At 71.5% G+C, this 13,729-nt stretch carries 8 protein-coding genes and 1 pseudogene; 5 read left to right on the top strand and 4 right to left on the bottom strand.

Translation table 11 applies throughout. The features are described from left to right. Positions 1–98 precede the first annotated feature (98 nt). Positions 99–1,661 (top strand): PQQ-dependent sugar dehydrogenase, encoded by a 1,563-nt coding sequence (locus tag ACIQMU_RS24640; RefSeq protein WP_402689688.1) that lies wholly within the window; start codon positions 99–101, stop codon positions 1,659–1,661. A 266-nt stretch (positions 1,662–1,927) separates the two neighbouring features. Here the strand turns inward: ACIQMU_RS24640 and ACIQMU_RS24635 are convergent, their stop codons facing one another. Beyond that, a complete protein-coding gene (locus ACIQMU_RS24635) occupies positions 1,928–2,890 on the bottom strand; it encodes an ATP-dependent DNA ligase (protein WP_352242052.1) in 963 nt (320 codons plus the stop codon). A gap of 13 nt (positions 2,891–2,903) precedes the next feature. Next, entirely contained in the window at positions 2,904–3,860 is a 957-nt protein-coding gene (locus ACIQMU_RS24630) for a Ku protein (protein ID WP_402689687.1), read from the bottom strand. Between the two features lie 622 nt (positions 3,861–4,482). On the opposite strand from ACIQMU_RS24630, the gene ACIQMU_RS24625 reads away from it, so the two are divergent. Continuing rightward, positions 4,483–4,632, top strand: coding sequence for a hypothetical protein (locus ACIQMU_RS24625; protein WP_352242054.1), 150 nt, complete (start codon positions 4,483–4,485; stop codon positions 4,630–4,632). Between the two features lie 469 nt (positions 4,633–5,101). On the opposite strand, the gene ACIQMU_RS24620 is transcribed toward ACIQMU_RS24625, so the two are convergent. Then, positions 5,102–5,458, bottom strand: a complete 357-nt coding sequence (locus ACIQMU_RS24620) for a MerR family transcriptional regulator (RefSeq protein WP_329264866.1) — start codon at positions 5,456–5,458, stop codon at positions 5,102–5,104. Between the two features lie 314 nt (positions 5,459–5,772). On the opposite strand from ACIQMU_RS24620, the gene ACIQMU_RS24615 reads away from it, so the two are divergent. After that, positions 5,773–6,678, top strand: coding sequence for an NADP-dependent oxidoreductase (locus ACIQMU_RS24615; protein WP_352242055.1), 906 nt, complete (start codon positions 5,773–5,775; stop codon positions 6,676–6,678). A 206-nt stretch (positions 6,679–6,884) separates the two neighbouring features. Here the strand turns inward: ACIQMU_RS24615 and ACIQMU_RS24610 are convergent, their stop codons facing one another. Next, on the bottom strand, positions 6,885–7,115 hold the full coding sequence (locus ACIQMU_RS24610; RefSeq protein ID WP_402689686.1) for a hypothetical protein: 231 nt from the start codon (positions 7,113–7,115) through the stop codon (positions 6,885–6,887). Positions 7,116–7,840: 725 nt separating this feature from the next. Here ACIQMU_RS24610 and ACIQMU_RS24605 point away from each other — a divergent pair. Then, positions 7,841–8,158, top strand: a pseudogene (locus tag ACIQMU_RS24605) (transposase); the annotation flags it as partial. Positions 8,159–8,225: 67 nt separating this feature from the next. Beyond that, a complete protein-coding gene (locus ACIQMU_RS24600) occupies positions 8,226–13,682 on the top strand; it encodes a sacsin N-terminal ATP-binding-like domain-containing protein (protein WP_402689703.1) in 5,457 nt (1,818 codons plus the stop codon). Positions 13,683–13,729: the final 47 nt, after the last annotated feature.

The following is a 13,729-nucleotide window of genomic DNA, read 5'->3' as shown; positions in this document are numbered from 1 at the left end:
CCGCTCACCGGGTGGTCCCGCCGGACGCCGTACGCCCGGCGGGGCTCCCCGTGTCCCGACGCCACCACCGTGCAGACGTCCTCGATTCCGGAGCCGACATGTCGCGACGCCGCTGGACCGGGCAGCTCCTGCTCGCCCTCCTGTTGACCACCCTCACCGCATCGCCCGCCGCCGCCCAGTCCCTCGCGGCACCCTCTCCCGCGACGGCGACGGCGACCGCCACGCCGGCCGACGCGGCGGCGAACCCCTCGTCCGTCCCTCTGCCGTCGCTCCGTGCGACCACCACCCAGGTCGCGCACGGACTGAGGCGACCGACCGCCGTCGTCGCCCCCGACGACGGCACGGACCGCTTGTTCATCACCGAGAAGTCCGGGACCGTACGGGCCTACCACCCCCGAACCGGCCTGGTCCCGGAGCCGCTCATCGACATCACCTCGGCCGTGGACGAGTCGGGCAACGAGCGCGGCCTGCTCGGCATCGCCGTTCCGCCCGACTTCGCCGACAGCCGCAGCGTGTATCTGGCGTACACGGCACTGCCCGACGGTGCGGTCACCGTCGCCCGCTACCGGCTCGACGATTCCCGCCTGGAGGTCCTGCTCTCCCAGCCGCATGCCGAGTTCAGCAACCACAATGGCGGTCAGCTGGCGTTCGGTCCTGACGGCTACCTGTACTGGAGCATCGGTGACGGCGGCGGCTCCGCGGACCCCCTCCGTGCCGGGCAGCGGCTGGACACCCTGCTGGGCAAGATCATGCGCATCGACGTGAGCCGCGGTTGCGGCCCCCTCCCCTACTGCGTTCCCGCGGACAACCCCTTCGTGGGCACCCCCGGGGCCCGCGAGGAGATCTGGCTGTACGGGTTGCGCAACCCGTGGCGGTTCTCCTTCGACAGCGTCGACGGCTCGATGTGGATCGGCGACGTCGGCCAGGGCCGGTGGGAGGAGGTCGATCACCTCAGGCCCGGCCAGGGAGGTCTGAATCTCGGCTGGTCCTGCTACGAGGGCCTGGAGAAGTTCAGCGGCGGCGACTGCGACGCCGGCGAAACGTACACCGCGCCGGTTTTCACCTACTCCCCCTACACTGGCGGCTGTTCGGTCATCGGCGGTCATGTCTACCGGGGCCGGCAGCACGCCGACCTCGTCGGGGGCACGTACATCGCCACCGACTACTGCTCGTCCACCGTCTGGGCGCTGCGCCCCGATGGCGAAGGCGGCTACGAGCAGGCAGAGATAGGGAGTATGCCCACCCAGGTGACGGCTATCGGTACGACCGTCGACGGGGAGCTCTACGTGGTCAACGACCTGCCGGGCGGCCTGCACCGCGTGTCCTTCGCCCGGGAGGAACCCACCTGCCGGGTGCAGTCCACCGTGCGGGCATGGGGCACCGGTACGACGGTCGACCTGACGGTCACCAACACCGGCAGCACTCCGGTGAACGGCTGGACACTGGAGTTCCCGCTGGCTCTCGGACAGACCGTCACCTCCGACTGGAACACCGACCTCACCCAGGGAAGCAACACGATCACGGCCGCCAACGCCTCGCACAACGCCACGATCGCTCCAGGAGCGAGCGTCAGCCTCGGCTACCTGGCCGCCCATACCGGCGACTCGTCGTCACCGCCGCGCTTCATGCTCAACGGGGACGCCTGTGCGGTCGGCCGCTGAGGCCCGCTGCTGAGCCGGGCGACGTCTCGAACGCGAATCAGGACGGCCGCAGCCAACCGCCAACACCAGCATGTGCGTCCCCCCGGGCGGCTGCGGCATGCGCACTGTGGCTGCGACCGTCGTCAGCGAGGTCGTCGGTCGCTCCTTCATCGAAGTACCAGTGAGGGCGGCCGTTGTCCGCTCGTCCGCCCCACGTGTGCGGGCGGGAGATAGAGCCACCGCTGCCAGCCGACCGCGCCGAGACCTCCCACCTTGATGTCCTCTGTTCAGGCCAGGTCGTCGAGGGTGAGGTCGAGCCTCAGGCGGTGCCAGGAAGGCTGGCGCAGGCGTCCGGCCCTCGTGCGGGTCGTGTACCGGACTTCTCCCACCAGCCGGGGCTCCACCCACCGGGCCGCGGTCACCGGAGGCCGCTCGGTGAACGGACATGTATCGGTCGCCGCAGCCTGAAGGAGAGTCGCGAGGGCGGTGCGTTCGGCAACGCTCCAGCCCGTGCCGACGCTGCCGACGTAGTGGAGTCCCCCGCCTGGGCCCGGTTGGCCCATGAGAAGGGCGCCGGGCAGGGAGGTGAGCCGGCCCCGGCCTGGCGCCCAGCCACCGATCACGATGTCCTCCGTCCGTACGTGCCGGATCTTGATCCACGCCCGGGAGCGGACGCCCGGCTCGTAGAGCGAGGTGAGGCGCTTGGCGACGAGACCTTCGAGTCCGGCGGAGCGGGTCGCCTCCAGCGCTTGGCGCCCGTGCCCGACAACCGCCGCCGGGGTCGACCAGGCGCCCCCGCTCAGCCCCAGCGGTTCCAGAACGTTGCGACGCTCGATGTACGGGATGTGGGTAAGGCTGCCGGTGTCGAGGAAGACGACGTCGAAAAGCATCAGGTGCGCGGGGATCTTCGCGGCCATGCGGGCCGCCCTGGCCGGGTCCCCGGCCAGACCCATGCGCGACTGCAGCAGCTGGAAGTCGCTGCGGCCCTCACCGTCCGGGGCGATGATCTCCCCGTCCAGCACGGCGGGCCGCGAGCCCAGCGCCGTTCCCAGGTCCCGGAACTCGGGGTAAGCCGGCGTGATGTCGGTGCCGGAGCGGGCGCGCAGCTGCACCGACCCGTCGCCGGGGAGGTACACGATGCACCTCTGTCCGTCCTGTTTCACCTCGTACGCGTATGCGTCGTCCGCCGATGCCGGCGGCAGCCGGCCGGGCGTCGCAAGCATCGGGGCGATGCGGGGCAGGGAGGCCACGTGACCGCCTCCGTCAGGAGGCGCTCCGCTTCTTCGCCGTGCGCTTGGCGGTGGTCTTCTTCGCCGCGGCAGTCTTCTTGCCGCCGGTCTTCTGAGCGGCAGTCTTCTTGGACGGGGCCGTCTTCTTCGAGGGGGCGGCCTTCTTGCGGGGCCGCATCTCGTGGACCGTGGCTTCCCCTCCCCCGCTCTCGCGGCTCTCCTTCGCCGCCGCGACCGACGCGTTCAGCGCGGCCATCAGGTCCAGGACCTGCCCCTGCTCCGGCTCTCCGTCCTCGGCCGGCTCCGGGAGCTCCTTGCCCTCCGACTTCGCCGTAAGCAGCTCCTCCAGGGCGTCCCGGTAGGCGTCGCGGAACTGGGAGATGCTGTCCAGGGCCATGGTGTCGGTCAGCTGCACCGCCCGCTCGATCTCGTCCTCGTCCACCTCCACCTTGCGGGGGGCCAAGGACGAGGGGTTGCGGATCTCGTCCGGCCAGCGCATCGAGTGCAGTACGATCGCGCCCTCCCGCACCCGCAACAGGCCGAGGCGCTCCCGGTTGTGCCAGGCGAATTTGGCGATGGCCACCTTGTCCGAGCGCTCCAGCGCCCGGCGCAGCAGGGTGTACGGCTTCGCGGCGACCTGGCCGTCGGTCGCGAGGTAGTAGGAGTCGCTGATCCGGATCGGGTCGATGCTGTCCGCGTCGACGAACGCGACGATCTCGATGGCCTTCGCCGTGGGCAGAGGCATCTGGTCGAGCTCCTCGTCCGTGATCGGGACGGTCTCCCCTCCGGGGCGCTCGTAGCCCTTGCCGATCTCGTCCTGCGACAGCGCCTCGCCGTCCAGCTCGCAGACCTTCTTCGTCCTCACCCGGCCCAGGTCCTCCAGGTGGACCTGCCGGAAGTGGATCGAGTGGTCCTGGGTCGCGGAGACGACCTTCACCGGGATGGTCACCAGACCGAAGGAAATGGCGCCGGTCCACAAGGGCCTCGGCATACTGACCTCCACATCCCCCGGCAGGCTGGACGGCCGGGAAGCGGACCGGTGCGACGCCGGAAGGGGAAACCGGCCCCGAGGGGCCTGGCGCGGCCGGACCGCTGCCCGTATACCGATCCTCACCCCCCGTGGCACGCCCCGCATCCCGAGGGGGCGGTCGGGGCCCCGATCGCCGCTACCACCGCCGAGGGCTTTGATGCTCATGCGGGGTCATTGCCGTAGAGGGCGCCGGACGAGGCGTTGGCGGAGTTCGTCCTCCGGCAGCCCGGGCCCGGCCGGATCAGGGTTTCCGCCTCGCGCGCGGGCCTCGGCACCGTACGCCTGCTGCCGACCGACCGGCAGCGGAGCCGACCTGCTGACCTTCTGACCAGGGAGTCTCCGGCGAACCGGCCAGGCTGCCGCAACCCGGTCCAGGAGCACGGCGGACTCGCCGGGCTCCGGGCCGCGAGCCCTGGCGACGAGCCGGTGCCAGGGCTCGCGAGGCCGGGGGCGTGAAGGTACGGGGTCGAAGCAGGCCGCTCCGCGCCCCGAAACGCGGGAGGCGCGACCTGCGTGCGGGGCGGCAGAGCATTCCTGCGCTGTTGCGGGGTAGGCGGACGGCATACCACCTCAAGGAGGACCCATGTCCGGACTGATCGCCCGTCTCATGCAGTTCAGCCGCAGTCCCCAGGGCCGGCGGACGATCACGTCCGCCCGACGTGCTGCAGCCGACCCGCGCAAGCGCGCCCAGGCTCGCCGCCTGTTCGGCCGGCTGGGCGGACGCGGCCGGTGACCTCGGCGCTCCGGTGACGATGTCGGACGGGGGTGACGACCGGCATCGCTCACCTGATTGCCCCAGGAAGCGGAACAGCAGACTCCGGAAGAAGGGGCCGAAGGCGGCCGCAGCCACGGCGAAACCGGCCCACGTCGACCAGGGCCGGCCCGCTACCCGCCGCGGGGGCGAGGCAGCGCGGTCGCTCCGGCCGGCGAGGCGAGCGCCAGCGGGACGGTGAGGAGCACCACCGGCCGCCGACCGAGGCCGAAGAGATCGGCGCTGCGGACGAGGCGGCCGGCCAGCGGCCCGGCCGGTTCCCGACGGCCATGGTGGCTGCCCCACCCAGTGCTGGGCGGCGTGTGTCCGAGGTAACGAAAGCGGCAAACGCTGTTTCGGCGACCCACGGATACGGCTGGGGTTTCCCGCGGCCGACCAGTGCGCGGTAGCCGCCGGGCAGGCCGGGACCCCGCACCTCGCGACGGGTTGATCAGTCCTGCGCCACGTTCGCCGCGGTCACATTCTCGATCACGCTGCCGAGTTTCGTCTTGGCCCGGGTCAGGTCCTGGATGCGTGCGGCGATACGGTCGCGTTCGATGATGAGCTGGTCGAGCATGGCGGGGGTCGCGACGCCGGTGCTCACGCACGGCAGGAGTTCGACGACGGTACGGCTGGAGAGGCCGGCCGCGAAGAGGTCCTGGATGAGCTGGACCCGCTCCAGGGCTTCGTCGGGATAGTCACGCTGCCCACCGGGCGTCCGCGCGGATTCCAGGAGCCGCTGTTCCTCGTAGTAGCGCAGGGCCCGCACGCTGACCCCTGACCGCCTGGCGAGCTGTCCGATGCGCACGACGCAGGTCACTCCCTTCCTGCTCATACCTCACATTGACGTCAGGTTCAGATCAGACTAGCAATACCGGCTCCGGGCCAGCCCAGGGGGCCGATCGAACCGATGTCGGCCCCGACGACGGACGGCGTGGTCTCTCGTGGTGGCGCAGGCCCCCGCGCTCACTCCCGCCCGCTCGGCAACCTCACCCATCCGCGCCTGACCTCCTTCCGGCCGGGCGGCAGTTTCGGCTTGCACCTCACGTCAACGTCAGGTTCTAGAGTGACGAGCACCGGATGAGCAGGTCATTCCGGCCCGTCAAAGGAAGGCAGACCCTTATGCGCGCAGCACGCTTCCACGAGTACGGCGGAGCGGAGGGCCTGGTGATCGAGCGGGCCCCCGATCCCCGGCCCGGACCTGGCGAGATCCGTGTCCGTGTCGCGGCCGCCGGCGTCAACCCCATCGACTGGAAGCTGCGCACCGGCGCTCTGCACCAGCTGCTGCCCCTGGAGCTGCCCGCCATTCCCGGGCGCGACGCCGCCGGCGTGGTCGACGAAGTCGGTGACGGAGTGCGGGATGTGAGCATCGGTGACCGCGTCTTCGGGCTGAGCGGTGTCACCGGCGCGAGCGCAGAGCTGGTCGTTCTCTCGGCCTGGGCCCACGCCCCCGCCACATGGAACGACGAGCAGGCCGCAGGTGCCGGTCTCGCGTCCGTGACCGCGATGGGTGGACTGAACGCGCTCGGCTCCCTCGCCGGGCGCACCCTTCTGATCGAGGGTGCCGCCGGAGGCGTGGGCAGTGCGGCAGTCGAGATCGCCGTGGCACAAGGTGCCGCCGTGATCGGGACAGCCGGCGAACGCAACCACGCGTTCCTCACCTCCCTCGGCGCCGTTCCCACCACCTACGGCCCCGGCCTCGCCCAGCGCCTCTCCGCTCTGGCTCCGCACGGCGTCGACATCGCGCTCGACACCGCGGCCTCCGGATCGCTGGACGACCTCGTCGCGATAGCGGGCGACCCGACGCGCGTCGCGACGGTCGCCGACCACGCGCGCGGGCAGCGCCTGGGCACGCACGTGGTCAACGCGGAGAACGACTCCACCCTTCTGTCCGCAGCTGCGGAACTGGGTCGGCAAGGCCGCTACACACCCCGTATCGAAAAGGCATACCCCCTGGAGGAGATCGCCGACGCCCACGCGCACGCCGAGCGCGGACGCACCCGAGGAAAGATCGTGATCTGCCTCTGAACAGGGCGACCTGTAGCTGCCCAGGCCCACGAGGCAGGCAACCCGCAACGTGCGGGCTTGGGTGGCGAGCGTGCCGTCGGTGCGCCTCATTCGCCGAGTTCGCCGACGCCTGCCGCCCCCTGGCGTGGCCAGGAAGGACTCCACCATTCACACTCCCGAGCCCGCCCACCCCCGTCGCCAGCGCCGCAGCCGTCGATGGGGGCGGCTCACCGCTCGCCGCGGAAGAGGTTTCGGAGCTCGTCGGTGCAGTCCACTCCGCCGACCCGGTCTCGCGAGAACGCCAATATGCCGTCTCCCCCGCCCTTCTGCTCGGCCTTGTCCAGCTGCGTCTCGATATCCGCGATGTACTCGCGGCACTCCGCTCTGACGGGCGTTTCAGGCTGCGATGTCGGTGCCGAGGCGGACCGCAGGCCGGCGGTGACGGCGAGGCCGGCCACGCACAACACTGCCCACGAGGCTGCCCACCTGCGGCGACCCATCCGTATCGGCTTCGGCATTCGGGCATCCTACGAGCACTGCGGCGGCGCGGAGACGGATCGTCGGCCCTCGCATCGGGGAACAACGCCCTGCGCGCGAGGAACTGGGCCTCCAGCAGACCGACCTCGTGGGGCTGGGCGAGATATCTTCCCGACGCTGAGGTCGCCTCCGAAGGCGTTTGCCTGTAGTCGCGGCAGCACCGGCACGCCCTCGTCCGGCCACCGCCCGGCCGGGGGCGACGGCGTCGGCTGCGCAGCCGCGCGCGGCTGTAGATTTCCGCCGGAAAGCAGTGCGGATTCTTCGACGGTCTGCACGGGGCGGGCGGCCTCCTCTCCCCTGGGCAGCGCCTAGGTTCTGTCCGGCCGATCTTGTGCTGTGGGAGGATGCCGTCCATGACTTGCATCCGAAGGGGCCGTGCCTCGTAGAACACCAGCTTCAATTCGGTCGCGGGAACGCGGCTGGGGCAGACCCTGGGTGCGGTATCGCGATGTCCCAGGTCTGTCGGGAGCGGCGAATGCCGCTGTCCGTGTGCTAGAACGGGAGCGATTGTCTCCGGGCATCGTGGCGGTGGCGCTGAGCGTGTGGTCCGTGCGCGTCCACGGCACGAGGCGCCGGTGGAGGCAATGGGAGGCGGAGTTCACCTGCTCCTGCTGCGGCGAGGGCCTGGCCCGGGACAAGCTGCAAGATGCTCTGTTCATGCTTCCGCCAAGGGCTGCCAGCGAACTCCGTGTGCAGGTCGAGCGCCTGGACGCGGTGCTCCTCGGGCGAACGCATCATGAGCCGACGGAAGACCCGGAGTTGGCGTGGTGGCATCGCAGGTGCTGACCGTACCCATGTCACCCGCTGGTTCGTTGGCTCTTGTGTGACTGCCCGGGGGGATCCGACAGAGGCGGAGTGGCGACGTCTGGAGCCTCTTCTTCCCACGGGCGACAACCGCTGCGGGCGGTGGCGCGATCACCGTCAGGTGGGCAACGGCATCCCGCACCAGGTGCGGACCGGAGTGCAGTGGCGTGACCTGCCTAACGCTACGGGCTGCGGCCCCACTGCCCCGGGGCGCCTTCGTGTTCGACATGATCGTCCGGCCCGAGCGGGGCGCCGCGTACCGGAACGAGGTCGGGCACCCGCTCGACCACCAGGACGTACGCGTCCGGCGCACCGCTCTCGCCCGCCCGGCCGCCCTGTCGGCGGCCGCGACACCGCCGTGCCGGCGACCTCGCTCGCACCCGTCCGAAGGGGACACGACCATGCTGGATCGCCGCGCCGAAGTTTGTGCGAAGACACTCGACCGCATCGCTTCGTACCAGGGGTCCAAGGACCGCTGGAACCTGTCCCGCAGCCTCAAGAACCTCATCGAACAGGCGGTCCGCGACTACGAGCACCGGGCCCTGGTGGAGCTCCTGCAGAACGCCCACGACGCGCACGCAGCCGACGACTCGGGAGGCCGGGTCCTGATCAGGCTCGACCACGACGAGGGCCCGCACGGTGCCGTGTACGTGGCGAACACCGGGCGGCCCGTCAGCCGCAGCAACTTCGACGCGATCACCGACATCGCCCAGTCGGACAAGCGCCCGGAGGAGGGCATCGGCAACAAGGGGATCGGCTTCAAGAGCGTTCTTCAGCTGACGGGAGCACCCCAGGTCTACTCGGTCGCCGAGGAAGGCGGCCGGGTCTTCGACGGCTATCGCTTCACCTTTGCCGACGAGACCTCGCTCAAGGGTCTCCTGGACGGCGACGCGACGCTCGCGGCTGAGGTGGCCGCCGACGTCTTCCACCTATGTCTGCCCGTGCCCCTGGACAGCGTTTCCGACACAGTGAACGCCTTCGCCGCCGACGGATATGTGACCGTGCTGCGCCTGCCGCTGAAGAGCGAGGGAGCCCGGGCCGAGGCCGCCCAGCAGCTGGCCATGCTGTCCGCGGGTCCGCCGGTGTTGCTCTTCCTGCGCCGGATCGCCTCGCTCGTCGTCGAGGAGCGGCAGGACGGCGTGGTCGAACGGCGCACCCTGGCCCGGGCCGAGCGAGTGAACGCCGAACTGGACCGGCTCACGGTCAGCACGGTGACCCTCAAAGACGCCGGCACCTTCGTCCTGCTCGACCGGAAGGTCGCGGCCGAAGCGTTCGGCGATGCGGTCGAACGCAGCGTGCTCGGCGACCACATCAGCGAGGGATGGCGCGACTGGCAGGGAGACGCCCGGGTCACGCTCGCGCTTCCCGTCGAGGAGGGACTGGCCGAAGGACGCCTCTACACCCACCTGCCGATGGGCGAGCAGGCCGTCGCCCCTCTTCCGGCCCATGTGAACGCCCCCTTCTTCGCGAAGCTCGCCCGCGTGGACCTCGAGAAGACGGTTCCGCTCAACGACTTCCTCCTGGACGAGCTGGCCCTCCTCGGCGCCGAGACGCTCCTCGCCTGCTCCGCCGGAACCCTGGAGCTCCCCCCGACCCTCTGCGCGGACCTGCTGAGCTGGGACGCGTCCATGTCCGACCGGCTCTCCCATGCCTTTGAGCGGCTCGGACACGAGGTCGGCACGGCCCCGATCGTCCCCCTGGCGCGGGGCGCGCGGCGGTGGGCCTCCCTGGCGGAGGCCCGGCTCTGGGACGACGAGGACCGGACCCTCTTCACGACCGACCGGCTGACCCGGGACGCGGACGCCGTCCTCGTACACCCGTCCGTCACCGGGCAGCGTGCGGCCCGGCTCGGGAAAACCGTGGCCACGCTCGTCGGCCGCTCACCGCGGCCGTCGGACGAACTTCTGGCGACCTGGGCCGAAAGCCTGGCGCGCAACCTCTCCGGCACGCCCTTCCGGCCGGAACTGTGGGGCCGCTTCTACGACGAGCTCGCCGGGTGCGTCGAGCGGCCCCGCGCGCTCCAGGGCCGCCGCATCCTCGTGGACGACGACGGAAAGCTCCGGTTGTGCAATGTGGCCGACGGCAAGGTCAGGCGTGCCACGGCCTTCTTCCCGCCCAGGACCGACGGCGAGGAGCGGGCCGGCTCCACGGGTCAGGGCCCCCGCCTGCCCCGGTCGCTGCGCCATCGGGTCTTCTTCGTGTCGAGGAACATCCCGTGGAAGAACCGGCTCGGCAGCGTCACCAGTAAGCAGCCGGGCCGCCGCATGCTGGAGGACGGCGGTCTGGTCCACGAGTACCGCGCCGACGAACTGCTCGCGCTGGTCGCCCGTTCCCTTCAGGACAGGCCCACGCCGGAACTCGCGGCGGAGGTCCTCGCGTGGGCCTTCCGGCTCTCCAGGGGCGACACCGCGCCGCCGTGGCGCGACATCCGGGCCATGCGGCTGCTCGTTCCCGGTGCCGACGGTGTGTGGATACCCGCGACGAAGGCCCTGTTCAGCGCCGACTGGAGTGAAGAGCGAGCGCACCTGCTCGAAGAGCTCATCGACCGCGCGCAGGACGTCTCGGAGGAACTCGCGGCGCTCCGGGGGCGCTTGACCGCGCCTCCGGGGCACCATGTCTTCCGGGGCGCGGACCGGGCGGAGTGGCATGCCTTCCTCGGGCACCTGGGAGTCGGCACGGGGCTCTGCCCCGAGCCGGTCCCCCGCTCCGTCCTGCGGGCGGACGGCCGTCACTTCACGGACGGCAGGCCCCCGACGCCGTCTCTGACACCGGCCACCGCGGACGTCTGGCTGCGCCATGTGCGCAGGAACCTCCCCACGGACCGGCGGCCCAACACCGAGTACGTCGGCCGGACCCTTCTCCGCCGGCTGCCCGGCCAGGACGACCACCACCATCTGTCCGACGCCGCGAAGCGGGTCTACGCCCGGCTCGTGGCCGCCGGTTGCTCCGAGTGGGCCGCCGAGGGCCTCCAGGTCACCGTGCGGCGCTACAACGAGCCGGGGGACTCCTTCACTCTGCCCACGCCGGCGACCGCCTTCCTCGCCGAGGCCGAGTGGATGCCCGTCGCGTCCGCGCGCGAGCGTGCCGACTGGCGTTTCGTCAGGCCCGCGGACGCCTGGACGCACGGGGACGAGGCCGCCCCGTCGTTCGTGCCCCTGGTGCCTTCTCCCATGCGCCGCGCGTTCCAGGCGAACGACCGTGCGATCCGCCTCACGAAAGGCTGGGGACTCGAGCGGTGGGACTCCCCGGACACCGCCGCGCGCCGCGTCCGCGAGCTCACCGAGCTGTTCGGGGACGGCGCCGTTCCCGAGACGATGATGGCCGCCTTCCGCCGGGCGTACGAGGACGCCTGGGTGGAGTGCGCCGAGGCATGCCGAGTTCCCTTCCCCCGGGGGTCGGAGGCGACGGTCGTCGTCAGCCGGGGCGGCCGGCTCGAAACGGTCACGCTCGCCGACGGCATGGATTCCCCGACCGCCGTGGACCATCTGTACGTGGAGGACACCGACGCGCGCCAGCTCGTCCAGCTCCTCGAACAGCGCGGTGCCCCGCTGCTCCGTATGCGCAACGTGCACGGCAACGCGGTGGCCGCGCTTCTCGAGCAGTGCTTCGGCTCCCCCGTCCGGAGGATCTCCCGGGCCCGCGTCGAAGTCCGGGTGGACGGCGAGGTGTTTCACGCCGGCACCGCGGGCGACCCGTTGATCACGTCCGAGCGGGACTGGGTCCTCACCCTCGTCGCAGCCGTGATCGACCTGCGCTCCGGGCGCTTCCGTCGCCCCACCACGGAGTCCGTGCGGCGCGGTTGCGCGGTCGCCAAGCGCATCCGGATCGTCCACGCCGGCGTCCTGACCTCCGTCGTGGACGAGATCGCCGAGCGGCCCGGCCACGGCGGCAGACGGTGGCTGGCCGTCCCGCACCAGGACTCCCCGACCCTGCTGCTCGAAGGACCGGGCACGGGTGAGGAGGACCTGCTCCAGCGGTCCGCCGCCGGGATCATGGAACTCCTCCACCACCCCGAACTCGCCGACACCCTCCGCATGGCCCTCCTCGACCTGAACGCGGCCGGCTGGGGCACGGGTCAGAGCCCGGACGCCGACGCGATCGCCGACGTCCTGGGCGAGGACAGGGCCCGGGTGCGCGAGATCGCCGCGACCCTGCGGCAGCCCCTGGACGCGCTGCTGGACATCCTGGTGCCGCTGCTCGCGACCCTCGACCTCGAAGCGGCCCGCGCCCTCCTGTCAGACGACGAGGCCCCCGCCTCCGACGAGGAACTGGACCGCCGGCTCGCCGCCCGGCTGTCGCCGGCGAACCACCGGGCGCTGCGGGCGGCGGCCCGCCATCCCGACCTGGACACCGCCCGCAGGGCCATGTCCCTGTCGCTGCCCGAGCTCAACGCCGCGATCACCGCTCTTGGTTCGACCTACCGGCCGCTGCGCAACGCGGAGGGCATCGAGCAGGAGTTCCGGCACTTCGTCGCCGGCCGGCGACGAAGCATCCTGGACGCGCTGCGGGCCGGCTTCCTGGACGCGTTCCGGTCCGGGGCGCCCCTGACCTCGTACTCCGAGAACCGGAACGCGACCGGGTTGGTGCCGGACGCCGCCTGGGCGGACGAGCACCTTCACCTGGAGACCGCTCTCATGCAGGCCCACGTCGACCGCTGGCTCACCGGGCTCGGGGCCCCACCGCTCGGCGGCACGGAAGCCGGGCTGGTGCCGGTGGACGAACTGCGTCTCGCCAACCGGCCCCTCCTCCTGGCACAGCTGAAGCGCGCACGGACCCTGATCCACGCGTGGGAGGCCGCGCACGCCCTGCCCCCCTCCGGCCTCCCGGGCGATCCGGAGAGCCTCGCGGCCGAGGCGGCCGCCGCCGGGCTGCTCGACTTCCTCCCGCTCGACGAGGCCACGACGCTGCGCTGGCTCCGAATGGGAGACCGCTGGCCCGCCGCCGCCCCGCTCGCCCTGACGCCCGAAGACCTCGGCCTGTCGGCCGGTCAGCTGGGCGACGCCGAACGGAGGGAGAAGAGGGACCGGCGGTTGCGGCAGGAGGAGCGGCGGCACATCGTGGTGGACCGCGCGAGGATGTCGGCGGAGGAGGACAACTACCACGCGATCGTGGAGGCCGTACGGGGCGGCCTCACCCCCGAGTTCCTCGGCTCCGCGGGCGACGCCCCCCTGGTCGCACTGGACCGGCAGACACCGCGGCCTCCGGGCCCCGGGCGCCCCGGATTCTCCGCCGGCCGGCGGGGCAAGCTCTCCGACACGCAGGCACTCGCGGTAGGACTCGCGGGAGAGGTCGCGGCCCTCGACTGGCTCAGGAACCGGTACGACGCCGTGGACGAGAGCGCCTGGGTGTCGGGTTACCGCAACAAGGTCCTGGGGGACGGGATGGGCGACGACTCGCTCGGCTACGACCTCGTCGTCGAGAGGAAACGGTCGAGCCTGCTCTTCGAGGTGAAGTCCTCGGCCGGAGGCGAGGAGGAGTTCGTCCTCTCGCCCACCGAGATCGCCCGGGCGCGCTCCCTGAAGAAGCGGGAGACGTTCCACGTGCTGTACGTCTCCCACGCCCTCGATGCCGACCTGCGGAAGATCCACCTCCTGCCCAACCCGCTCCACCCCCGGTCGGCCCACTTCTTCCGCTCGGTCGGCGAGGGCCTGCGCTACCGGTTCCAGCTGTCCCGGACGGGGTAGCGCCGGGCGGGGCCGAGGCGAACAGATGCTTGGCGTCCTCGTCCGGT

The organism is Streptomyces sp. NPDC091649 (assembly GCF_044756785.1).
GTDB lineage: Bacteria > Actinomycetota > Actinomycetes > Streptomycetales > Streptomycetaceae > Streptomyces.
This window is presented reverse-complemented; position numbering and strand designations above follow the sequence as displayed.